Genomic DNA, 22,474 nt, shown 5'->3' on the forward strand with positions numbered 1-22,474 from the left:
TGTAGGGAGTTGCAGTGGACTTCGAGATCCGGGAGGACCGGAGGCCGCAGGGGCCCAGGAAGCTCCTGAAGGAGCGTGAGCTCTACCTTTCCCTTGTGGATCAAGGAATGAGCAACGCGCAGGCCAGCAGGATCGTGGGGGTCCACGAGCGGACTGGCCGGGAGTGGCGTTACGGACGGCCGGAGGGCCGGGTCAAGAGGCCGCGGCCGAGGGCGAAGGATGCGCCCGCGGTCGCGGTCCGTGCCGTCAGGACGGCCGGGACGCGGTTGATCGAGGTCCGGGGCGACTCCCGTTATCTCGGCGGGGACGAGCGGATACACATCGCCGACCGGCTGCGGGAGAAGGCCACCGTCCGGACCATCGCGGCCGAGCTGGGCCGCAGCCCGTCTACCGTCAGCCGGGAGATCCGCCGCAACCGGCACCCCGTGAACGGCCAGTACCGGCCGCATGCCGCGCACGCCCGGGCACGGGCCCGGCGGCCCCGCCCCAAGGGCGGGAAGATCGCGGCGTGTGTGCTGCTGCGTGACACCATCCAGTCGTGGCTGGGGCTGAAGTGGAGTCCCGAGCAGATCAGCCGGAGCCTGCGCCTGCACTTCCCCGACCAGCCGGAGATGCACGTGTCGCACGAGACGATCTACCAGGCACTCTACGTCCAGGGCCGGGGCGAACTCCGCCGCGAACTCACCAGGGCGCTGCGGACCGGCCGCACCCTCCGCAAGCCTCAACGCCGTCCCGACCAGCGCGTTCCGCGCTATCCGGCACCGATGGTGATGATCAGCGACCGGCCGGCCGAGGCCGAGGACCGGGCCGTGCCCGGCCACTGGGAGGGAGACCTGATCATCGGCAAGAACAACGGCTCCGCGATCGGCACCCTGGTCGAGCGGACCACCCGCTACGTGATGCTGGTCCATCTGCCCGGCAACCGCGACACCATCACCGTCCGCGACGCACTGATCGACACCGTCAGCACCCTCCCGGCCCACCTTCGGCGCTCCCTGACCTGGGACCAGGGCGCAGAGATGGGCCTGCACCACCAGTTCTCCATGGCCACGGGCATGCCGGTCTACTTCTGCGACCCCTCCAGCCCCTGGCAGCGCGGCTCGAACGAGAACACGAACGGGCTGCTTCGGCAGTACTTCCCCAAGGGCACCGACCTGTCCCGGCACAGCCGCGAACACCTCGACGCCGTCGCCGCCGAACTCAACGGCCGCCCACGCAATGCCGCGAAGTTAGGCGTTATCAGTGCACGTCAAGAGTGTGGCCGGGATCGTTGATTCCTCCTTCGCAGACGGTTCCCTCGGGTTAGTCAGGGACGGTTCGTGATGGCCTGCCCGAGTCCGAGGTCGTGTTGCGCAGTCGCTCTGTCTCCAGCGTTGTTGTACCCGCTGTCCCTGCCGCTGGCGAGGTGTTCGCCCCGGGACATCTGGGCGAGTTGACACGGTACGTTCCCGTCGAGTTGGTGGATGCGGTGCTGGAGGAGACAGGGACGGTCCAGCAGCGATTACGGTGCCTTCCATCGCGGGTGGGGATTTACTTCGTGCTCGCGCTGGGGCTGTTCCCGCACCTGGGCTATGCCAGGGTCTGGGACAAGCTGGTCGCGGGTCTGGCCGGGCTCCGCGTTCCGGTCCCGTCGGAGAAGGCGCTGCGTGACCTGCGTCGCCGCCTGGGGCCCGCGCCGTTGAAGGCGTTGTTCGAGGTGGTCGCCGGGCCGCTGGCCCAGCCACGGACCCCAGGGGTGTGCTACCGGCGCTGGCGCACCGTCGCGTTCGACGGCTGCAACTCGCTCAAAGTGCCTGACGCAGACCGCAACCGGGGCTGGCTGGGCCGGGCCAAGCTCCATCTGGGCTGGGCCAGCTACCCCACGCTGCGGTTGATGACCTTGGTGGAGACCGGAAGCCGGGGTGTGCTCGGCGCCTGCTTCGGGCCCAAGCGGCACGGGGAGAACCACTACGCCCGCCGCCTGCTGCACCTGCTGGGCCCCGACCAGCTGGTGCTGGCCGACCGCGGCTTCGACGACGGCAGGTTCCTGGCCCAGATCGCCGGGACAGGCGCGCAGTTCTTGGTGCGCCTGACCTCGCTGTGGCGCCTGCCGACTGGAGACCGCCTGCCGGACGGCTCCTACCTGGCGCGCATCCGCGGTGTCCAGGTCCGCATCATTGAGGCCGATGTCACCGCGACCGGCACTGACGGCACCGCGGCGCGCGACGGCTACCGCCTGGTCACCACCCTGCTTGACCCGGTCGCCGACCCGGCCGAGATCCTGGTGCGGCTCTACCACGAACGCTGGGAGATCGAATCCGCCTACTACGCCCTGCGTCACACCCTGATGCGCGGACGCGTTCTGCGTTCGGCCGATCCGGCAGGCGTCCAGCAGGAGATGTGGGCGCTGCTGACGCTCTACCAGCTCCTGCGCACGGCGATGGTCGACGCCGTCGAGACCGCCCTGGGCACTAACCCGGACCGGGCCAGTTTCACCGTCGCTCTGGAAGCAGCCCGCGACCAGTTGGTCGCCGCGGGGGTCCCCGAAGACGCCGGCGACCAGGTAGTGGGCCGGATAGGCCGGGCGGTGCTGGCGAATCTGTTGCCCGCCCGCCGCGCACGCTTCAGCGCCCGCCGCGTCAAATGCCCCCTGTCCCGCTATACCTACCCCCGCCCCGAGGAGACCCGGCCCGCACGAAGCACCGCCATCGACTCGATCACCGTCAGCATCCATGCCGTCCAGCCCGCAACACCCGCATTCGTCTCGCGCCGACACCCTTTCCCGACCGTCACGCCACCGTCGACCTCACGTCCGCCCTCGTTGATCGACCAAGCTCACGCCGTCCTGCGCGCTCATCCCGGCCGCCGCTGGGGCGCCACCGAGCTGGCCACCGCTACAGGTGCACAGAACGTGAGCAGCTTCTGCGTCCTGCTGGCCCGGTGGGCACGCCAAGGGCAGATCACCAAGGTCTCGCAGGGGGTATACATGCTCCTCGAAGGGCCGGACGCACCGCCCCCAGCGCCCCCGACCCCGCCACCGGTGGATCCCACGTTGTCCCGACTGGACGGCACCCTCACCATCCTGCAGTCCGCACCCGAACACGCCTGGCGACCCGACGAGATCGCGCCCGCGCTCGGCATAACCAACGTGCACAGCCTCAACGTGCAGATGGCCGCCTGGGCCCGCAAGGGACTGATCGACAGGCCCCGCAAAGGCGCCTGCAGACATCGCACCAAACCGGAACCACCGGACACCTCCACCCACTTGACCAGCACTGATAACGCCTAACTTCGCGGCATTGGCCGCCCACGCAAAACGCTGGACTGGGAAACCCCAGCCCAGCGCCTCGCTAAACTCCTCGCCTGAGGGGCCTCGCGTTTTCCGGACAGGCTTCTGACCGTTTATTTCACGCGGCGATTCGCAACTTCTCATACTCGGCGTGGACTTCGCGCGGAGGGCGGTAACCCACCGCCGAGTGGAGGCGTTTGCGATTGTACCAGAATTCGATGTAGCGAGTGATGTCCTGCCGGGCGGCCTCGCGGGTCAGGTAAGTCACCCTTGATACGCGCTCGTTCTTCAGGGCATCGAAGAATGATTCGGCCATGGCGTTGTCGAAACAGATCCCGGTGCGGCCGGCAGATCTGCGGAGCCCGAACCGGTCCAGCGTCCTCCCGAACTCGGCTGACATGTAGTTACTTCCGCGATCCGAGTGAAATATCGCGTCGGCCGAGAGGTTCCTGTTCCGTGCCGCGTTACGGATCGCCCTGGATATCAGTGAGGTTTGGTAGTGGTCGTCCATGGCGTAACCGATGACTTCCTTCGTGCAGCAGTCGATGACCGTTGCGAGGTACAGCCAGCCTTCCCCGGTCGCGATATAGGTAATGTCACCGACGAGCTTCTCGCCGGGCGCATCCGCGGTGAAGTCGCGGCCGACGAGGTCCAGCACCTGGCCGGCCGCAGCCTGAGTGAGGTTGAACCTCTTCGGTCGTGGCAGGCAGGGCATCAGGCCCAGTTCGCGCATGAGGCGGCGGACCAGCTCCACGCCCGCGGCGACGTCCCAGCGGTGCAGCTGGGCCTGGATGCGCCTGTGCCCGTAGGTGCTGTCGGACATGTCGAAGGCTTTCTCGATGAGCAATTTCAGTTCTTCGCGCCGCTGGGCGGTCGCGGATTTTGGGCGGGATCGCCAGTCGTAGTAGCCGGATCTGGAGACGCCGAGTCGGCCGCACATGAACTCGACGCTGTATGCGTACTTCTCGGTGTCGAGCCGCATCTCGTCGATGAACTCGTACTTGCTTGCTACCGGGGATCCTTCGCGAAGTACGCTGCGGCTTTTTTCAGGAAGGTAACTTCCATCTCCAGCTCGCGGTTGCGTCGTTCGAGTTCCTTCAGGCGTGCTCGCTCGTTCACCGTCAGTTCCGCCTCGGGGGCCGGTTCCTGCTGCTTCTGGTACTTCTTCACCCAGCCGCGTAGCGTCTCCGAGTTCAGCTCAAGCTCCCGGGCGACTTCGGAGATCGTCTTGCTTGACCTCAACGCGATCTGGACGGCTTCCTCGCGGAACTCCGGCGAGTACTTACTGGGTGGCGCCACTTCTTCCTCGTTTCCTTGTTCAGGACAACCCTATTGGGTGCCTGTCCGGAAACTTCGTGGCCCCTCATCCAGATCTTCAAGACCTGGCGCATCCTCGTGCATTACATGCTGGACGAGGATGTCCCACTCCCTCCCAACATCGTGGCCCGGATCGAACTCCCGGACGTCACACCACGCGTCAAGGTCACTCTGTCACCCGGACAGGTCGCGGCAGTCGCAAAGGCCATGCGGAGGGTAGCGCCGCGCTATGAGGTCCTGATCTGGCTCGGAGCCTGCGCCGGACTGCGCCAAGGCGAGGCCTTCGGACTGAAACGAACCCAGGTGGCCTGGATGCACGACCTGCTTCACATCGAAGAACAACGCCAACGCGGCAAGGCCGTACGCCTCAAGACCAAGGCCAGCTACGCCACCTTGCCCGTGGATCACTTCCTGATCGAGCGACTGACACACCACGTGTCACGCTTCTCGGAGCCAGAGCCCGTCTCGCCAGCCGCCGAGCGCCGCCGCCAGGCACGCGGCTACGTCGAGCCGCCGGACGAGGGGCTGATCGTCACCAACCGTTTCGGCCGGCCCGTACTCAACACCGATTTCTATCAGAAATGGCGAAGGGCAGTGAAGCAAGCAGGACTTCCGGAAAGAACCCGCTTCCACGACCTCAAGCACTTCTACACCACCACCCTCGGCGGCTCCGGCAAGCACGACCCGAAGACCGTCCAAGCGCTCTCCCGGCACGCCAAATTCTCCGAAACCTGGGACACCTACGCCCACCCACCCCTCGCCGTGGAGGAAGTCACGGTCATCGTGTTCGGAACCGCGTTCTCACACATCGATGAACCGGCGGGCGCACTACGGAGTGGTCAACCTTTGCTGCTCGGGCATCGGACGTGTCCTGACACCAAGCGTCTCCCAGCCGATTGGCCTCCGTAGCGCGACAACTTCGGTCACCAACGATCAGCCAGTGCCGTGGGGCTGGCCTCGTTCGGCGTCACGGGTCGGATGCCGCGTTGCCAGAGCAGGCGCCGGTACTTGTCGTGCGATTGCTGCCCTTGCGCGCGGTCGATCGGGCTGGGACCGCTTGAGGGCCCCGCCGAGCAGCTCACGCGCGCGAAGAGTCGATCACCCGACGCGGGCACGCGGCGATCGGCCGACTCATCCTGTGGGACAGCCGCCGACCGTAGACGGCTGATCGTACGCCGCCAGGGCGGCGCCGGCGTGGCCCGCGCTGCCCTGGGGATCGTCGGGGAAGTGGTAGTGCCTCCGTTTCCTGCTGAAGTGGGGCGCGTCAGCTTCCCAGGTGCTTGGCGAAGAAGTCGTCGAGCTTCTGCATGGAGACCGCCATGTACTGCGGCTGGTCGTACAGGTCCACGTGTCCGGCACCGGGCACGACGAACAGCTCCTTGGGTTCGGCCGCCTTCTCGAACGCCTCGTCGGTGTAGTACCGGGACTCGGCGTTCTCGCCCACGATCATCAGAAGCGGGCGCGGGGAGATCGTCTCGATCTGCGCGAGCGGGAAGAAGTTGATCAGTCGCGCCGCGCTCGCCACCGTGTAGCGGCCCGTGTTCCTCGGGTGCTGCCCACGCGGGCTGTCGTAGTAGTCGACGAAGGTCTTGAACAGGTGCGGGGTGTTCTCGTCGACCTCGGTCGGCAGCGGCCTGAGGTATTCCACCTCGCCGCCGTTCGCCACACTGGTCCGGTTCGCACCAACCGCGGCGAGAAGCTCCTTGGGGTCCCCCATCTCCTGGCGGTGGACACGTCCCATGTTGAACATGCTGACGGTGGCGATCGCCTTGATGCGTGCTTCTTGCTGGGTGGCCGCGATGGAGTACCCGCCGCTGGCGCAGACGCCGACGACGCCGATGCGCTCGGGGTCCACGTAGTCCAGCGTCGTCAGGAAGTCGATGGCTGCGCTGAAGTCCTCCACGCGGTCGGACGGGACCTCTTCCTCGCGCGGCTGGCCGCCGCTCTCGCCATAGTGCGTGGCGTCGTACGCGAGGGCGACGTAACCCAGCTCGGCAAGGAGCGCCGCGTGCAAGCCCGAGGTCTGCTCCTTGATGCCGAGGAACGGGTGCCCGACGACGATGGCGGAGTACTTCTTGCCCGCCGGCCGCTCCTTCGGGGTGTACAGGTGACCTGCGACCTGCATGTCGCGATTGGGGAAGGTGACGTTCTCGACGGTCACGTTCGGGGCCGGGGTCGGGGGGACGGCAAAGGTGGTCTGGAATTCGAGGCTCATGAGCTCTTCTTTCAGGTGTTGGTGCGGTTCTGGTTCGTGACTGCCGATGGGAGCGTCGGCTGAGGTTCTGTCGGTGTCGTTCCTTGCGTTGGGCAGGCTGTTCTCAGCGGCGGGAGTAGTCCCCGTCCAGCCGCTGCAGGTCGTCGCGGACCCGCTGCGGTTCTTCCTCCAGCGGCATGTTGGCGGCGTCGCCGACGCCGTCGAGGGCTCCGTCGGGATCCGCAGGCAGAGCCGTGAACAGCGGCTCCAGGTCTCTCGTAGCCGGGCCGGGCTCAGCCACGAGCTCGAACGTCTTGCCGACGGCGGTTGGGGAGGCCAGAGCGGCGACGAGGACCTGCGCGATCTGCTGCCGCGCGACGGCACCGTCGCTGGGGCTGCCGGCGTGATGCCGGTCGCCCTGCCGCATGACCAGCTGCTGCTCGTCGGGGCCGTTCGCGTCGAACCAGCCCGGCCGCAGGATCGTGTACGGCTGCCCGCTGGCGCGCACGATGCGTTCGGCGCGGCGCTTCCAGTCGGCCAGGTGCGAGGCGTTGTACATCCCCGTGCGAGCCGTGACCCCCACCGCGGACATCAGGACGATCCGCACCTGACTGCCGGTCAGCAGGGCGAGGATGTCACGCACCCCGCCGTAGCTGACCTGTTCGATGGTTTGTTCACTGCCGTCGGCACCGTGGGTGAAGATCACCGCATCGACGCCGTCGACGGCGGTGTGCAGGGACTCGGGCCGGGTCAGATCGCCGGCGACGATCTCCACGCCGCCATCGAGCTGGGCCGCACGTGACGGATCGCGTGCGAGTGCGCGGGTGCGGTAGTCCTGACGGATGGCCTCGGCGGTCACCAGGCGACCGATGTTGCCGGTGGCCCCGACGACGAGCACGGTTGAGATGCTCATGGGCGGTCTCCTTCAGTCGTGGAATGGGCGGCGGCGTATGCGTCGTCGATGGCGTGCACGGTGTGGCCGAGAGCGTGCCGGGGCCCGGGAGGTGCGTGCGCACGGGGTGAATCGCACGGTGGTCGCGGTGAGCCTCGGCGGCGGGATGGCGGCGGTGATGCCGTCGGCCCTGACATCTCCGGTGAACCGCTCGGACAGCGCCTTCGTGGTGGGGGTTCCGTATGAGGTTCCATGCGGGCCCTCCTGCCCGTCTGGGCGTAAGGGCCTCGACGAGTTCGTCCTGGGTGCGCTCGTCGTCCAAGCCCAGGCGCAGGTGGCTGAGCGTCTGGTCGGGCCCGATGTGCCGGCCAGGATCGCGATGGTGATCAGGCTGCGGTCCCGCGGGCAGACGCCCTCGCGTTTCCACACGTCGCCGAAGAGGACGTCGTCGTCGGTCAACTGGACCGGCTTCGGGTGCAAGGTCGTCGGGCGGCCTGGAGAACCGAGCGCCTCGGGCATCGGGGGGCGATGCCCTGGTCGTGCGATGGGTCAGAGTGTCTGGTCGGCGGGGCGGAGGAGGATCTCGTTGATGGCGAGGTGCCGGGGGCGCTGGAGGGCGAAGGTGATCACTTCGGCGATGTCCTGGGCGCTGACCGTGGCGATGTCGTAGGCCTGCTGGACGCCCTGGCGGGTCTGCTTCGGCAGCCTCGTAGACGAATTCGAGGTCGCCGACGTCGGGATGGCGAATCTGCAGCGTACTGGTCATCGGCGGCGGCTTCCTGGGCATGGAGATCGCCTCCGTCGCCGTCGAACTCGGCCTCGAGGTCACGGTCGTCGACGTACAAGCCCCGTTCGTGACGACGCTCGGCCCCTTCCTTGCCGGACTGTTCGAGCGGGCGACGCGCGAACACGGCGTACGGACCGTCGTGTGCCCGGACGGCGTGACCCCGATGCCGTACGGCGCCCGCCTCGCCGACGGCAGCCGCCTGGAGGCCGACCTCGTCGTCACCGCCGTCGGCTGCCGCCCCAACACCGAGTGGCTTCAGGGTGCGGGCCTCGCCCTGCTGGGCGGGGTCGTCGTCGACGAGCGCTGCCGGGCCGGCGCACGGGACATCGTCGCCGTCGGGGACGTCGCCGCCCTCCCCACCGGCGACGGCCGCTTCCGCCGCACCCCGCACTGGGACGCGGCGATCAGCCAGGCACGGGCCGGTGTCGCAGCCCTGCTGCACGGCGACGCGGCGCCGCCGTACACGCCACAGCCCTACTTCTGGACGGAGGCGTTCGGCCTGGCCGTCAAGCTGGCCGGAAACCTGCCCGCCGCCGGGGAACCGACCGTACTCAAGGGCTCACTGGCCGACCGCTCCGCCCTGCTGCGCTGGGACCACCCGAACCACCCCGTGGTCGCCGCCCTCAACCACCGCATCCCGGTGAGCCGTCTGCGCGCGCTGGCGGCGTAACGACGTCGGACATCCGCCGAACCCCCGATCAGCCACCACCCAGCCCGGATCAAAGGAGATCGCCATGACCACCACGACGCCCCTCACTTCCGATCTCGACCTCTTCAGCGACGAAGCGCTCACCGATCCCTACCCCCGGTACAAGGCACTGCGCGACCTTGGACCGGCCGTCTACCTCAGCCGCCACAACCTGTGGTTCATCTCCCGCTATGAGCAAGTACGTTCTGCCCTCGCTGACTGGGAGACCTTCTCCTCCGGTCAGGGCATCGGCCTCAACGACGGTTTCAACGACGCCTGGGCCAGCGCCCTGATCAACATGGACCCGCCCGCGCAGACCGAGCAGCGCAAACTGTTCACCGACCGCCTGTCGCCCCGCGCCCTGCGGCCAGTTGCCGAGAGCATCGACCGCCGAGCCGAGCAACTGGCCGACGACCTGGTGACGCGGGGTTCCTTCGACGCCGTCTCGGGCCTGGCGCAGGACCTCCCCGTCCACGTGATCATGGACCTGATCGGCTGGCCCGAGCAGGGCCGCGACCGGCTGCTCGACATGGCCGCGGGCTGGTTCGACTCCGCCGGACCGGTCTGCCCGCGCACGGCTGCCTCGGTACCGCAGGTCGAGGCCCTCATGGGCTACCTGGCCGAGGTCGTGGCGAAGGAGAACCTGGTCCCCGGCGGCTTCGGCTGGACCCTGCTGGAGGCCCACAAAGCGGGCCAGATCCCCGTCGAGGGTGCGATCGGCCTGCTCGCGGGCTATGTGGTGGCTGCCTTCGACACCACCATCAGCGCGATCTCCAGCGGCATGTGGTTGTTCGCCCGCCACCCCGAGCAGTGGGAGCTGCTGCGCTCCGACACGGCCATGGTCCCCTCCGCCTTCAACGAGATCGTCCGCATCGAGAGCCCCATCCAGGTCTTCTCCCGCGTCAGCACCCGCGAAGTCGACCTCGGGGAAGGCGTCCTGATCCCCTCCGGCACCCGCGTCCTGCACAGCTACGGCGCCGCCAACCGCGACGAACGCCACTTCCCCGACCCTGACCACTTCGACATCCATCGCAACCCCGTCGACCACCTCGGCTTCGGCTACGGCAACCACGCCTGCGCGAGCCAGGGCCTCGCCCGCCTCGAAGTCCACGCCGTACTCAAGGCCCTGGCCGCCCGCGTGGAACGAATCGAACTGGCCGGCGAACCGGTGCGCGCCCTCAACAACATCACCCGCGGCTTCCGCAGCCTGCCCGTACGCGTCAGCTGACGCGCTTCCCGACCGAGGTGAGCCCGCAGCGGCAGCGGCTGTTCGCGCGCCGCGTGCGCGGTATTCCGGCTCTCAGGACCCTGATCCCGACCACGGCACGCGGGGCGACGGCGTCCCGCCGGCAGGGACGGGAACCTCATGCCTCACACGACCGCCTTCGCCAGGAACCAGTGGTTCCTGGCAATAGCAGTCAACGAGGTCTCGTCAACGTCGATCACTTTCACAGCCTCTTGAGGGCGGCCGCGCGGACTCCGGCACGATCCAGCCCCGGGCCCTGGGGCCACCGCGCCACGCCGAGCGTCACCGGCGTGCAGGATTCCAACCCGACTCTCCCGGCCGACATCCGTTCGCTTCGCCGGGGAGACGCCGGACGATACTGTCGATCCGTCCGAGGCTTCCCGACACACCGCTGGCCAGCTCCCGGCCAAATCCCCGCGCCGAGAGGGCACTCGGTATATCCCGTCTATCCACTCACGGATTAGACAGGGCAGACAATGCGCGGGCCGAATTCGACCCGAACAGTGCTCTGAATCGCGGAAAATTCAGAGCGGCAGACGAGTCAGGCTGTACGCCGGATTTTGTCACCCGGTCGCCTCGCGGCGGCCGGGGAGACGGCCATCCATCTAGGACCAACGTTGCCGCTGGCCTCGTGCGGTCTACCCGCGGACTCGGGCGGGCAGCCCTCGAACGTCCGCGCAGAACACCTCTTACAGCGCTCCTTTTGACCTTGCTCCAGGTGGGGTTTACCTAGCTGCCCAGGTCACCCTGGGCACTGGTGGTCTCTTACACCACCGTTTCACCCTTACCGAGGATCGAGATCCCCGGCGGTCTGTTTTCTGTGGCACTGTCCCGCGGGTCACCCCGGGTGGCCGTTAGCCACCACCCTGCCCTGTGGAGTCCGGACGTTCCTCGGGGAAGCCCCTGAGGGCTCCACGCGGCCGTCCGCCCGGCTCGTCTGCCGTGTCGACCATGGTAGCCGACCAGGCGCGGCTCCCGAGCTCTTCCGATCAGCGACCGACAGCCGGATTCGGGGTCTCCTTGATCGGTGTCCCAGCCGTGAGCTTCTCCGTGGAGTAGTCAAGCCACAGATCTCCAGTCACCCTGCCCCTCGCACCCAGCCGCCGTCCTGCGCGTACCGCCCACTCGCGAACCCCTGCCTCGTCGAGCTGCCCATCCGGGCCGAGCAAGTCTTCGCGCCCGGCTTGGTCGAGCCGGTAGGCAGCGGTCACCCGGTCTGCAACCCGGCCGCTGCCACCGATGACTATCCCCCGTTGCTCAGCCCAGGCTCGGACAGCACGGGTCTCGGTCCCAGAGACAGCTGGTCGCCGACGCTGCCTGGCCTGCATGGCCAGACATCCGCAGCTACGGGTGTTTCCGTAAGTCACCTGGGACTGGACAGCGGTGAAGATCGCTGCATTTCGGCATGCGCACTGGTAGTCGCGGATGATCTCATCTGGGTTTTCCGGGTTCCGGTAGGGCTCGGAGACGGGTGACAGCAGGCTGTCTGCGTGCGGGGCCGTTGGTGACAGGCGGCGCGGTGTCGGCGAGCCCGCCTTCTTTGGCCTTCGGCGCGGAGGACGCAGTGCGCCCCATACCGCGGTGATGTAGGCATCGGCAGCGGCCTGGTGCCGGGCCGTGCCGCCGTTGAGGTACGCCTCCAGGCCCGGCGCAGCCTCGGGGAAGCGCGCCGAGAGGGCCGAGGCCACCGCACTGGCCTGCTGGTAGGCCGCAGCCCGTTCAGGCACGGCCACGACCAGAGCGTGTGGAGCCGCCATTTCCGGCAGATCACCGATTCTCACGTGAACGAGCAGGTCCAGGAGCCCTGCTTCGATCAGCACGCGGCTCTTGTCGTTCTCATACTGGCGGCGGTCCCGCTGCCCGGCCGAGTGATGGAACACGCCGTCGTACTCGAGCCCTACCCGGACACCGTGAGGCAGATGGAAGACCGCGTCGACCTCGACGTCCTTGTAGCGCCAATGGGCCGGCTTGTACTCGGGTGAAACGGTGAGCTGGTGCGAGGCGAAGTCGGGCACGCCGTCCGGCAACCGTGGATCCCGGCTCACTGGCGACACGAGGTCGATGAGTCCCGCGAGTTCAGCAACCAGCCGGACCTGCTCCTTCGATATCCCAGAGGTCGAGCACTTGCCGCAACCGGTGCCCTGGACGCGGTTGAGGATGGTGGCCTCCCAGCCGTGGCCGTGACGGCACCTCCAAGGCAGGGTCGCGTACATGCCCTTGCTGTCGGCTTCAGCGGCCTGCTTCCGACGGATGTTGTGCTGGCTGGTAGGAAGCCGGCGCGGGTCAAGGGCAGGAGCATCCAGCTCGTCGGCGATTTCCGGGAACCAGGTGAACAACGAGTTCGTGTCGTCGATCACGTACCCCGCACAGACCAGGCAGCCGTCACCCTGAAGAGCCCGCTCTTTGACGACCGCTTCGAAGTGGTGCTCAACTGGCTGCCACGACCCGGTACTTGGATCGACGGCCCATGTCCGGCACGTCCATGGCACGCTCTCGTGTGCTGCGTGGGTGATGCCGCTAGCCGGTCTCTGTGCTCGGTACTGGGAGGCCAGGGTCGGAAGGTCTACGAGCCGGATCAAACGGCGGCACTCGGGGCACCCTGCACCCTTCTGGATGCGGTCCTTGGGCCAGGCCAGCCACGGTTCATGGCCGAGGTCAAGGGGACATTGCCACAGGTACGGGCTGACCTCGCCGCCTCGCTGAGCCATCGCCGAGACGTTCTCGGATAGGGCGAGGTTGTCCCGGTGCCACTGCGCTGCGACCTCCGGGATGTCCGCGACGGTGGTTTCTCCCCGGCCACCGATACGGCTGTCCCACCGGTCCTTGACCGTGACCTTGTGCCGATTCCAGTAGGCGGTGACTTCGGCCTGCCGGGCCTGGGCCGCTGCGAGTTCCTTCTTGATCAGCTCACGGCGGGCAGCGTTGACGTCGTTCCAGACCGAGCGCATCTGGCGAAGCATCCGTAGGCGGTCCTCGCGCCCGCTGCTCCCGGTATCGAGCGGCACTGGCTGAAGTGGCCATGCGGCCAGCGCTGCCGCGTCGCTCCCGGACGCGTCTGAACCTTGAGATGCGATCACGGCGTGAGGATACGAGCGAGGTCTGACAGAGCCGCGCCGATGTCCAGATCATTCACATTTCGCCAGGCCAGACACCTCGGACAATACTTTTTGTATAGTCCATGCTGTCCCACTGTCAGGTGCAACGCTGCTGGTCACAGCCTTTTCATCGAATGGTGCTTCAGGCAGCGGACGTCGCACTGCACGCACACGGCGAAATTCGACCCGGATTCGACCCTGCCGCCGATTTTCACCGCACCACAGCCCTCTGACCTGGGAAAATACAGGGCGGGAGCAATACTCGGATGTTACGCCGGGTTCTGTTCCGAGGGGTCCTCGCGGGCCCCTCGGCGACGGCCATCCATCTAAAGGGTGTTGCAGAAGGTTCTCCTCGGGCAGGTCGAAGTGGTGCTTGACCTGGTGTTTCACCCGGCGAGGGCGAGGTTGTGCATGGTGGCGACGGCCTGGACGGCGTGGTGAAGGCCGTCGCCTTTCTGACGGCAGTCGCGGAGGATCTTCCAGTTCTTCATGCGGGCGAAGGTGTGCTCGACGCGGGCCCTGACGCGTCGGTGTTCGGCGTTGTCCTCCTGCTGCCCGCGCAGCAGGGGGCGTCCGGCTCTTCTGCGGTGCGGGACGATGAGGCCGGTGCCGAGGTAGGCGCCGTCCGCGAGCACCGTGGTTCCGGTCGCCACGGCCGGCAGGTCGGACTCCCGCCAGACGTGAGCGTCGGCCTTGTTGCCCGGGGCCGGCCGGGCCGAGGCGATGACCAGGCGGGTGTCGGCATCAATGATGACCTGCACGTTCGCCGAGAACCGGTAGTTGCGGCTCGAGGCACCCACGCTGCGGTCGCGGACCGGGATCAGGGTGCCGTCCACGATCCACAGCCGGTCCGCCTCGGCGACCGGCCGTGGGGCGGGCTCCAGCGCGAGCAGCGGTCGCAGGCGCTGGATGACCCGGCAGACAGTCGCCGGGGAGATGCCGAAGAGCGGGGCGAGCTGCCGCATGGTGAGGTTGGTGCGGTAGTAGACGGCCACCAGCAGGACCCGGTCCGCCAGCGGCAGGCACCACGGACGGCCTCCACCGGGCCCGTCACCGCCCTGCTCCCGCACCACCTTCACCAGCTTCACGAACCGATCCATCCGCAAGCCCGTGAACGTCTCCACCCACACCGACTCAGCCCGCAACACCCCACCCATACAGGCAAAATGCCCTGAACCGAGCCTTCTGCAACACCCTTTAGGGTGCGTTTTGAAAGTGCTGGTCACAGCCACTCGTTGATGGCTGCGACCAGCACGGTCGCCTCGTAGCGAACTGCCAACTTGTCGTATCTCGTGGCGACAGCGCGGTGCCGCTTGAGGCGATTGATTCCGCACTCGACCGCGTGGCGCTCCTTGTAGTCGGCCTTGTCGAACTTAGGTGGCCGGCCGCCGTGGGAGCCGCGGTTCTTGCGGTTGGCGATCTGGTCGCGCTTCTCCGGGATCGTGCAGCGGATACCGCGCTTGCGCAGGTAGGCACGGTTCGCGCGGGAGCCGTACGCCTTGTCGGCACGCACCTTGTCCGGCCGGGTGCGCGGGCGGCCCGACCCGAGCCGGGGCACCCGGATGCGGCCCAAGACCACCTGGAACTGCGGGGAATCACCGCGCTGTCCTGCCGTGATGACCAGCGACATCGGTTTCTGGGCCTGCTCGACCGCCAGGTGGAGCTTGGTTGTCAGCCCGCCCCGGGAGCGTCCGAGCCCGTGGTCGTCGGGCTCGATGAACACACCGCCTGGCGGCTCGGTCTGCAGATCCCCTTTTTGCGGGCGCCGGCCGCATGCTGGTGGGCGCGGGCGATGGTCGAGTCCACCGAGACGTCCCAGGTGATCAGTCCCTCGGCGTCGGCCTGGGCCTGCAGCTGTTCGAAGATGCGGTGCCAGGTGCCGTCCCGCTGCCAGCGGCGGAACAGGCCGTAGACCGTCTCCCACGGGCCATAGATAGCGCTCGGGCACGTCCCGCCAGGGAGCACCGGCGCGGGTGCGCCACCGTATGCCGTCTATCAGTTGCCGCTTGGTGTGCACCGGTGGCCGTCCAGGCTTCTTGCCGACCGGGAGCAGGGGCTCCAGCTTCGCCCACTGTGTATTCGTCAGATCATGCCGCCCCACGAAGTGGGATCTTGACACATCAAGATCCACATATGAAACGCACCCTAGGGGGAATCCACGCGGCCGTCCGCCCGGCTCGTCTGCCGTGGCGACCATGTTACCGGGCGGGCGGAGGGCTTCGGTCCCGCCGCCGTCGCCAGGAACGAGCCCGCGAGGATCAACGCGAAGGCCGCCAAAATTCCCGGTGTGAGGGGTTCGCCCAGGAAGAGGGCGCCCGCTGCCACCGCCACCGCCGGGTTGACGTACGTGAAGACCGTCGCCCGGGTGGGGCCCACCTCTCGGATCAGTTCCAGGAAGGCGACGAAAGCCAGCGCCGTGCAGATCACGCCCAGGCCCGCCAGGGAGGCCAGGACCGGACCGGAGGGCATCGTGCTCGGCCAGGTCAGGGCCGCCGCGGGGGCGTACACGATCGCCGTCAGGAGCAGGACCGGGGCTATCAGCTGCAGCGTGGAGACCTGCTTCAGGTGGCGGGCCATGATCAGGGGGGCGGTGGCGTAGCCGACCACCGTGATCGCCACCTCTGCCAGCGAGCGGGCGTCGCCTCCCGTGAGGTGCGGGACCATGAGGACCGCGACCCCGGCGAGGCCCAGGCCCAGGCCCACCACGCGCCGGGCGCCGAGACGTTCCGTGTCGCCGAAGGTGGGGGTCCCCCCGCTCGAGCGGAGCCGAGAGTGGGGGAGGGCCAGGACCACGCCCACGATCGGTACGCCCGCGATCAGCAGGCCGGCCGTGGAGCTGGAGAGGTGGCGTTCGGCGTCGGTCAGCGTCCACCAGGGGCCGATGACCTCGATCACGGCGAAGGCCAGCATGGGGCGCCAGTGTGTCCGTACGGTCGCGGCCAGTCCGCCCTGGCGGATCGCGAAGGGAAGCAGCAGGGCCGCGCCCAGGGCGCAGCGTACGAAGACCACCATCGACGGGGAGACGCCGTCCACCGCCACTTTGATCATCAGATAGGGGATGCCCCAGAGGACTCCCATCAGGGAGAAGAGGAACCAGCCGCGTGCAGTCATGAGGGGAGTTTCGGCCGGGGCGGTGGCGTACGTCTTGAACGCTGTTGCGCGTTGAACGCTGTTGCGCCCCGATCACGACTTCGGGTCCGCTACGGCCGCCTCACACCCGCCCGGTACGCCGCCGGTGTCACTCCCAGTACCCGTCTGAACCAGCGCGTCATGTGGGCCTGGTCCGCGAATCCCACCTGACCGGCCACGTCCGCCGGGCGGGCGCCGGACTCCAGCAGCCCACGGGCCCTGCTCACCCTGTGCTGTGCCAGCCACGCGTACGGGGGCATGCCCATGGTCGTGCGGAAGGCTCGCAGGAGCTGGTAGCGGGAGAGGCCCAGGTCGGTGGCCAGGTCGGCGAGGGAGGGGGGAGTCATGAGCTCGTCTGCGAGGCGGTCTCGTACGGCGTGGGCGATGGTGCTCGCGCCCGGGACGGTGTCGGCGGTCGGGCGGGACGTGGAGTGGCGGCGGGCCAGGGCCGTGAGCAGCCAGGGGAGGCGGGACTCGGCCTCCAGGGGGTCGGGGCAGGTGCTCAGCTCGGTGTGGGCGATGCGCAGGGCGGCGGCCAGTTCGGGGTCGTGGAGCAGGGGCTCGCGGAAGTGGGGGATGCCGCCGAGGATGCCGTCGGTGAGAAGGGCGGGGGCCGGATAGAGGGCGCGGTAGGCGTACGTTCCGTATGCCGACTCGCCGGTGTGCGGTTCGCCGGGGGCCAGGACGACGATCGAGCCCTCCCCCACCGTGAGGGCGCCGCCCCGGTAGTCGATGCACGAGGCGCCCATGACGCAGATGCCCACGCTGAACTCCTCGTGCGTGTGCGGGGCGTAGCGGTGGCGGTCGAAGCGGGCGGTGAGGAGGTCGAGGGGGCGGTCGGGACGGCCGAGGGTGGCTCGGGTCCAGCGGGTTTCGCCGCTTCCGTTCACCTCGACCTCGTCTCCCCCGTCCGGTCCACCAGGCTACGCCCGGCGGGATCAGAGAAAGTCCGAGGTCTCCAGGTCGAAGGCGAAGGGCTCGGGGAGGGTGAGGGGCTTACCGAAGGAGAGAGTGCAGAGCTGACTGTAGTCATCCCTCTCCGGGTCGCTGAACAGCGTGACGGAAGAGGCACCACGGTCGACGAGCAGGTAGAGGGGGATGCCGCCACGGGCGTAGCAGCGGCGCTTGACCTCGCGGTCGATCTTGGGCCTGGAAGAGGTCACCTCAACCACCATGGCGACCCCTTCGCAGGGCATCCAAGGATCGGCGCCCCGGTAGAGCCGCAGCCGTGCGGGAGCGAACGTGCCGTCCGGGATCACGTGGTCCTTCGGGCAGGCATCCGCGCTCTGCAGCTTCAGGCCCTTGTTCCCGGAAAACTGCATGTCGGTCCGGGACCGCCTGATCACCTGGTTCACGATCAGTCCGATGTAGTCCTCGTGGTCCCCGTCCGGCGGCGGCGTCACGACGATCTCCCCCTCGATCAGCTCTGCCCGGAAACCCTCCGGGGTGTCCAGGGCGAGAAAGCCCTCCAGCAGGATCTCTTCCTGCGTGAGCGGCTCATGGGCCATGGCAGTCATGTCACGCCCCTCCTTCTGTCGCTCGCCAGACTGGGACATCGGCTGATCACCTGCCCGAGAGATCGGGAACCGTTCCCTCGATCGTGGCACATGAGCACGCCCCCCGTCAGGCTTTGCCCCCGGCCGCACCCGGTGTCGCTTGACCCTGCCGCGACGTCAACGTTTCTACTGGTCGCATGCGGATCGGAGAGCTGGCCGCGGCCGTCGGGGTGACCACTCGGGCGGTGCGGCACTATCACCAGCTGGGGCTGCTGCCGGAGCCGGAGCGGCGGTCGAACGGGTATCGGGACTACACGTTGCGGCACGCGGTCGTGCTCGCGCGGATCCGGCGGCTGACGGAGCTGGGGCTCGGGCTCGCCGAGGTGCGGGATGTGCTCGCGGACGACGCGGGGCGTGAACTGGCCGAGGTGCTTGAGGAGTTGGACGAGGATCTGGCCCGGCAGGAGGCGGCGATCCGGGAACGTCGGGCCCGGTTGCGGGTCCTGATGGAGGACGCGCGGCACGGGCGGCTGCCGGCCGAGGGGCCCGTCTCACCCGAACTCGCCGCGCTTTTCGGCAAGTTCGGCCCCGCGCCGCAGTCGCCGATGGCCGTCAAGGACCGGGAGATGTTCGCCCTCCTGGAGACGGCCGCGACGCCGGAGGCACGGGCGGAACTGCTGGCCGGGCTGGAGAGCATGGTGTCGGCCCCCGGCGCGGTGGAGCGGGCGCACGAGGCCTATGCCCTGCTCGACGCCCTCGCCGACGCCGACCCCGACGACCCCCGGGTGACCGAGGCCGCCCGGCTGCTGGCCGACCTGATCCCCCCGGAGATGGTCCCGCCGGACACCGCCATCGACGACGACGGCCCGGGCGGCGGCAACGGCAACGGCAACCCCGGCGACGGCGACGGCAGCGACAACCCCGGCAAGGGCGACGGCAACAGCTTCCTGCGGGCCTTCTACGCCGACCTCGCCCCGGCCCAGGCGGAGGCCATCCGCCGCACGCTACGGATACTGACGGAGGACCGCCGATGAGACCGATAAGGCCGAAGAGGCAGATAAGGCCGATAAGGCCGATAAGGCCGATGAACTCGTACCCAAGCAGCGCCTTCCGGATCGCCCACGCCCTCGTACGCCACGAACTCCTCCTCATGACCAGCCTCCTGCGCTGGCTCGTCCGCCGTCCGCACGGTGTCGGGGAGGGGCGGGCGTTCGGGTACGCGCGGGGGCAGGGGGCGGTGATGTTCGGCTTCGGGTTCGTGTGTGTCGTCGAGACGGTGACCATGTCCGTCCTGCTGCGCGACTTCCCGACGGCGCACCACGTCTTCCTCGTCCTCGACCTCTACACGGTCCTGATCGTCGCCGGGCTCCACGCGGCCTCGGTGACCCGGCCCCACGTCCTCACCGACACCTCTCTGCGCCTGCGTCGCTTCGTCGCCGGGGACGTGCGCGTCCCGCTCGCCTCCGTCGCGTCCGTCCGCCGTGAGCTGCGTACGACGCACAAGAAACGGGACGGCGAGCTCGACATGGAGATCGGCTCGCAGACCACGATCACCCTCGAACTCGTCGAGCCCGTCGATTACTTGACCTTCCTCGGTCGGCGCCGGACGGTACGGCTGGTGCGCTTCCACGCGGACGACGCCGATCAACTCGTACACGCGGTACGGGAGTTCACGCCGATACGAAACGAACCTTCGCCACTCCCGGCTCGGCCCGGGTGAGCCGTACCCGCAGCCGCTCCCCCAGCGGCAGCGGTTCGTCGGGGGAGCCGACGAGTCGGCCGATGACCGCCGGGGACTCCAACTGGACGATTCCGACGGAGGGTTCGCCCTCTCGTACGCGCTCCTCCTCCACGTCCACCACGAACCCGTCGAACACCTCTCCGACCCGGTCCCTGAGCAGTGCCGCCTCGACGATGTCCACGCACTCGCGCTCCACGCGCCCCGCCCGCCGGCCGCCTTCGGCCATCTCGTCCGGGAGGGTGTCGAGGGCGGCCAGGACCCAGTCGGGAGTCGGGGCGTCGGACGCCGCCGCGAGGCAGATCTCCGAGGTGTAGCGGTCGACGAGGCGGCGGAGCGGGGCCGTGCAGTGGGCGTAGGGGGCGGCTACGGCGGAGTGGGTGGTGATGTCGGGCAGGTGGCCGTCCCGGAAGACCGTGTAGTGCGCGCCGCGCAGAAGGGTCGTGCACTCCAGGAGGAAGGCCGCGTGGCGGGGTTCGTGCGGGTCCAGGGAGCGGATGAGTCGGGCGTACGAGACGTGGTGCGGCCAGTCGATGCGCAGGGCCTCGGCGGTACGGCGCAGACGGCCGACCGCGCCGTCCGGGGCGGCGGGGAGGGTGCGCAGTACACCGGTGCCGTGGGCGAGCATCAGCTCCGCCGCGGCCATACCGGTGAGCAGGGAGATCTGGGCGTTCCAGCCGTCGACGGGGAGGGGGGCGCGGTAGGCGAGTTCGTAGGTCTCGTCGGCGGCGCCGGTGCCGGTGTCGCTGGTGGCGCCGCCTTCGGCCACGTCCTCGCCCTCGACCGCGCTCCCTTTCTCGGCCCTGCCGCCGTGCTCGATGATCTCCTGCTCCGGGACGTTGAGGGAGATGCCGCCGCGTTCGACTTCGAGGTGTTCGCGCAGGAGGCCGATCTCCTTGAGCAGGGCGAGGGGCTCCTCGGCGGTTCCGGCGTCGATCTCCTTCTGTACGGCCTCGTAGTTCAGCTTGGCGCGGCTGCGTACGAGGGCGCGGCGGACGTCGACGGATTCGGTACGGCCGTCCGCGTCGAGGTTCAGCGTCCACAGCACCGCCGGGCGGGTGTGGTCCGGGAGGAGGCCGGCGGCGCCCTCGGAGAGACAGGCGGGGTGCAGGGGGACCTTGCCGTCGGGGAAGTAGAGGGTCGTGACCCGGTGGTGGGCCTCGGCGTCGAGCGCGGTGCCGGGGGTGACGAAGGCGGCGACGTCGGCGATGGCGTACCGGACGCGGTAGCCGCCGGGGCCCGGCCGGCTTCCCGATCGCCGTGACAGGTGCATCGCCTGGTCGAGGTCGTTGGCGGTGGGAGGGTCGATCGTGAAGAGCGGGATGTCCGTGGCGTCGTACGACGGCAGGCGGGGCGAGTTGGCGGCGTGCTCCGCCTCGACGAGGACCTGGAGCGGGAAGACGTCGGGCACCCCGAGTTCACCGCGCAACGCGCGCAGGGCCGCTCTCAGGGGGGCCTCGGCGGCGCCCACGACGTGGAGATGGCGGCGGGGCATGGATCGAGCGTAGGTCGGGGCGGACGGGACGGCACCCCGACCGGGTCCGCGGCACCCCGACCGGGTCTGTGGGAACCCGACCGGGTCTGCGGGAGCCCGGCTCCGCCCTCGTACGCCGCCGAGGGCCCGTCCGACAGATGCCGTTGCTCCCCGTACGCCGCCGAGGGGTCCGTCCAGTGGATGCCGTTGCTCCCCGTACGTCGCCGAGGGCCCGTCCAATCGATGCCGTCGCTCCCCGTACGCTGTCGCGGAGCCCTACAGAAGGAGTACCCGTGCTCGTCCTGCTGCCCCCGTCCGAAGGAAAGGCCCCCTCTTCGGGCGGTACCCCGCTGAAGCTGGAGGACCTTTCGCTGCCGGCGCTCACCGGGGCGCGGGAGGCCGTGCTCGGCGAGTTGGTCGAGTTGTGCGCGGGTGACGAGGACAAGGCCCGCGAGGTGCTCGGCCTCAGCGAGGGGCTGCGCGGTGAGGTCGCCAAGAACGCGGAGTTGCTGACGGCCGGGGCGCGCCCGGCCGGGCAGATCTACACGGGGGTGCTGTACGACGCCCTCGACCTGGCCTCCCTGGACGCCGCCGCGAAGAGGCGGGCGGGGCGCTCGCTGCTGGTCTTCTCGGGGTTGTGGGGCGCGGTCCGGGTGACGGACCGGATCCCCTCGTACCGCTGCTCGATGGGTGTGAAGCTGCCCGGCATCGGCGCGCTGAGCACGCACTGGCGTACGCCGATGGCGTCCGCGCTCCCCGAGGCGGCCGGCGACGGCCTCGTCCTCGACCTCCGCTCCTCGGCGTACACCGCCGCGTGGAAGCCGAAGGGCGAGGTGGCCGGGCGGACGGCGACCGTACGGGTGCTGCACGCGCCCACGCGGAAGGTGGTCAGCCACTTCAACAAGGCGACCAAGGGCCGGATCGTACGGAGTCTGCTCTCGGCCGGCATCGCGCCCAAGGGCCCGGCGGAGCTGGTGGAGGCGCTGCGGGACCTCGGATACGTGGTGGAGGTGGAGCCGCCGGTGGGTGCCGGGAAGGCGTGGACGTTGGACGTGCTGGTGACCGAGGTGCACTGACCGCCCCGGGTCCACAACTCCGCCCATCCCTCCCGGTTGCAGCATGCGCAACGACCGTTGCCCATGCTGCTGCA

At 68.8% G+C, this 22,474-nt stretch carries 17 protein-coding genes, 1 other RNA gene and 1 pseudogene; 8 read left to right on the top strand and 11 right to left on the bottom strand.

What is annotated here, in order from left to right; genetic code table 11:
• The first annotated feature begins 107 nt into the window (after nt 1-107).
• Together STRIP9103_RS43790 and STRIP9103_RS43795 are read left to right on the top strand one after the other, a co-directional pair.
• Nucleotides 108-1,274, top strand: a complete 1,167-nt coding sequence (locus STRIP9103_RS43790; protein ID WP_199790626.1) for an IS30 family transposase — start codon at nt 108-110, stop codon at nt 1,272-1,274.
• A 71-nt stretch (nt 1,275-1,345) separates the two neighbouring features.
• Nucleotides 1,346-3,268: an IS4 family transposase gene (locus tag STRIP9103_RS43795; RefSeq protein WP_009342208.1), complete on the top strand. Its 1,923-nt coding sequence runs from the start codon at nt 1,346-1,348 to the stop codon at nt 3,266-3,268.
• 118 nt (nt 3,269-3,386) lie between these two features.
• Here STRIP9103_RS43795 and STRIP9103_RS43800 read toward each other — a convergent pair.
• Nucleotides 3,387-4,567 (bottom strand): IS3 family transposase gene (locus tag STRIP9103_RS43800; RefSeq protein ID WP_086019403.1). Its coding sequence is split into 2 segments (ribosomal slippage): nt 3,387-4,303 and nt 4,303-4,567, totalling 1,182 coding nucleotides; the frame shifts between segments, so codons are not numbered across the junction.
• Nucleotides 4,568-4,582: 15 nt separating this feature from the next.
• Here STRIP9103_RS43800 and STRIP9103_RS43810 point away from each other — a divergent pair.
• Complete coding sequence (locus STRIP9103_RS43810; RefSeq protein ID WP_009342173.1) at nt 4,583-5,494, top strand: tyrosine-type recombinase/integrase; 912 nt, start codon at nt 4,583-4,585, stop codon at nt 5,492-5,494.
• 355 nt (nt 5,495-5,849) lie between these two features.
• Here the strand turns inward: STRIP9103_RS43810 and STRIP9103_RS43815 are convergent, their stop codons facing one another.
• Nucleotides 5,850-6,800 (bottom strand): alpha/beta hydrolase, encoded by a 951-nt coding sequence (locus STRIP9103_RS43815; RefSeq protein WP_009342204.1) that lies wholly within the window; start codon nt 6,798-6,800, stop codon nt 5,850-5,852.
• Nucleotides 6,801-6,903: 103 nt separating this feature from the next.
• Nucleotides 6,904-7,692: an SDR family oxidoreductase gene (locus tag STRIP9103_RS43820; protein WP_009342134.1), complete on the bottom strand. Its 789-nt coding sequence runs from the start codon at nt 7,690-7,692 to the stop codon at nt 6,904-6,906.
• 725 nt (nt 7,693-8,417) lie between these two features.
• Here STRIP9103_RS43820 and STRIP9103_RS43830 point away from each other — a divergent pair.
• Nucleotides 8,418-9,128, top strand: coding sequence for an FAD-dependent oxidoreductase (locus tag STRIP9103_RS43830; protein WP_319663100.1), 711 nt, complete (start codon nt 8,418-8,420; stop codon nt 9,126-9,128).
• A 64-nt stretch (nt 9,129-9,192) separates the two neighbouring features.
• Nucleotides 9,193-10,374, top strand: coding sequence for a cytochrome P450 (locus tag STRIP9103_RS43835; protein ID WP_009342063.1), 1,182 nt, complete (start codon nt 9,193-9,195; stop codon nt 10,372-10,374).
• Nucleotides 10,375-10,925: 551 nt separating this feature from the next.
• Here STRIP9103_RS43835 and rnpB read toward each other — a convergent pair.
• The 7 genes and pseudogenes from rnpB to STRIP9103_RS43870 form a co-directional block, all read right to left on the bottom strand.
• Nucleotides 10,926-11,328, bottom strand: an RNA gene (gene rnpB, locus STRIP9103_RS45410) — RNase P RNA component class A.
• 53 nt (nt 11,329-11,381) lie between these two features.
• The gene (locus STRIP9103_RS43840; protein WP_158696968.1) at nt 11,382-13,340 is read right to left on the bottom strand and encodes a zinc-ribbon domain-containing protein; all 1,959 of its coding nucleotides are present in this window, start codon (nt 13,338-13,340) and stop codon (nt 11,382-11,384) included.
• Between the two features lie 533 nt (nt 13,341-13,873).
• Nucleotides 13,874-14,644, bottom strand: coding sequence for an IS5/IS1182 family transposase (locus STRIP9103_RS43845; RefSeq protein ID WP_048820106.1), 771 nt, complete (start codon nt 14,642-14,644; stop codon nt 13,874-13,876).
• A 65-nt stretch (nt 14,645-14,709) separates the two neighbouring features.
• A pseudogene (locus tag STRIP9103_RS48090) lies at nt 14,710-15,588 on the bottom strand (IS5 family transposase).
• A 44-nt stretch (nt 15,589-15,632) separates the two neighbouring features.
• On the bottom strand, nt 15,633-16,598 hold the full coding sequence (locus tag STRIP9103_RS43860) for a DMT family transporter (RefSeq protein ID WP_009342180.1): 966 nt from the start codon (nt 16,596-16,598) through the stop codon (nt 15,633-15,635).
• A gap of 89 nt (nt 16,599-16,687) precedes the next feature.
• Entirely contained in the window at nt 16,688-17,506 is an 819-nt protein-coding gene (locus tag STRIP9103_RS43865) for a helix-turn-helix domain-containing protein (protein ID WP_009342219.1), read from the bottom strand.
• Nucleotides 17,507-17,554: 48 nt separating this feature from the next.
• Complete coding sequence (locus STRIP9103_RS43870; protein WP_009342062.1) at nt 17,555-18,133, bottom strand: Uma2 family endonuclease; 579 nt, start codon at nt 18,131-18,133, stop codon at nt 17,555-17,557.
• Between the two features lie 176 nt (nt 18,134-18,309).
• Between STRIP9103_RS43870 and STRIP9103_RS43875 the strand changes: the two genes are divergently transcribed.
• Together STRIP9103_RS43875 and STRIP9103_RS43880 are read left to right on the top strand one after the other, a co-directional pair.
• On the top strand, nt 18,310-19,146 hold the full coding sequence (locus STRIP9103_RS43875) for a MerR family transcriptional regulator (protein ID WP_009342125.1): 837 nt from the start codon (nt 18,310-18,312) through the stop codon (nt 19,144-19,146).
• Nucleotides 19,147-19,196: 50 nt separating this feature from the next.
• Nucleotides 19,197-19,832 (top strand): hypothetical protein, encoded by a 636-nt coding sequence (locus tag STRIP9103_RS43880; RefSeq protein ID WP_009342086.1) that lies wholly within the window; start codon nt 19,197-19,199, stop codon nt 19,830-19,832.
• Here STRIP9103_RS43880 and STRIP9103_RS43885 read toward each other — a convergent pair.
• Nucleotides 19,783-21,345, bottom strand: a complete 1,563-nt coding sequence (locus tag STRIP9103_RS43885) for an RNB domain-containing ribonuclease (RefSeq protein ID WP_048822204.1) — start codon at nt 21,343-21,345, stop codon at nt 19,783-19,785. The two genes, STRIP9103_RS43880 and STRIP9103_RS43885, sit on opposite strands and share 50 nt — an antisense overlap.
• 272 nt (nt 21,346-21,617) lie before the next feature.
• Between STRIP9103_RS43885 and yaaA the strand changes: the two genes are divergently transcribed.
• The gene (gene yaaA, locus STRIP9103_RS43890; RefSeq protein ID WP_009342136.1) at nt 21,618-22,400 is read left to right on the top strand and encodes a peroxide stress protein YaaA; all 783 of its coding nucleotides are present in this window, start codon (nt 21,618-21,620) and stop codon (nt 22,398-22,400) included.
• Nucleotides 22,401-22,474: the final 74 nt, after the last annotated feature.

The organism is Streptomyces ipomoeae 91-03 (assembly GCF_000317595.1).
In the GTDB taxonomy this organism is placed as follows: Bacteria; Actinomycetota; Actinomycetes; order Streptomycetales; family Streptomycetaceae; genus Streptomyces; species Streptomyces ipomoeae.

Excerpts from the sequence above, each read along its gene's own strand:
- STRIP9103_RS43790 (WP_199790626.1), top strand. The coding sequence starts at position 108 with ATGAGCAACGCGCAGGCCAGCAGGATCGTGGGGGTCCACGAGCGGACT.
- STRIP9103_RS43815 (WP_009342204.1), bottom strand. The coding sequence starts at position 6,800 with ATGAGCCTCGAATTCCAGACCACCTTTGCCGTCCCCCCGACCCCGGCC.
- STRIP9103_RS43820 (WP_009342134.1), bottom strand. The coding sequence starts at position 7,692 with ATGAGCATCTCAACCGTGCTCGTCGTCGGGGCCACCGGCAACATCGGT.
- STRIP9103_RS43835 (WP_009342063.1), top strand. The coding sequence starts at position 9,193 with ATGACCACCACGACGCCCCTCACTTCCGATCTCGACCTCTTCAGCGAC.
- STRIP9103_RS43840 (WP_158696968.1), bottom strand. The coding sequence starts at position 13,340 with ATGCGCTCGGTCTGGAACGACGTCAACGCTGCCCGCCGTGAGCTGATC.
- STRIP9103_RS43845 (WP_048820106.1), bottom strand. The coding sequence starts at position 14,644 with ATGGGTGGGGTGTTGCGGGCTGAGTCGGTGTGGGTGGAGACGTTCACG.
- STRIP9103_RS43860 (WP_009342180.1), bottom strand. The coding sequence starts at position 16,598 with ATGACTGCACGCGGCTGGTTCCTCTTCTCCCTGATGGGAGTCCTCTGG.
- STRIP9103_RS43870 (WP_009342062.1), bottom strand. The coding sequence starts at position 18,133 with ATGACTGCCATGGCCCATGAGCCGCTCACGCAGGAAGAGATCCTGCTG.
- STRIP9103_RS43875 (WP_009342125.1), top strand. The coding sequence starts at position 18,310 with ATGCGGATCGGAGAGCTGGCCGCGGCCGTCGGGGTGACCACTCGGGCG.
- STRIP9103_RS43880 (WP_009342086.1), top strand. The coding sequence starts at position 19,197 with ATGAACTCGTACCCAAGCAGCGCCTTCCGGATCGCCCACGCCCTCGTA.
- STRIP9103_RS43885 (WP_048822204.1), bottom strand. The coding sequence starts at position 21,345 with ATGCCCCGCCGCCATCTCCACGTCGTGGGCGCCGCCGAGGCCCCCCTG.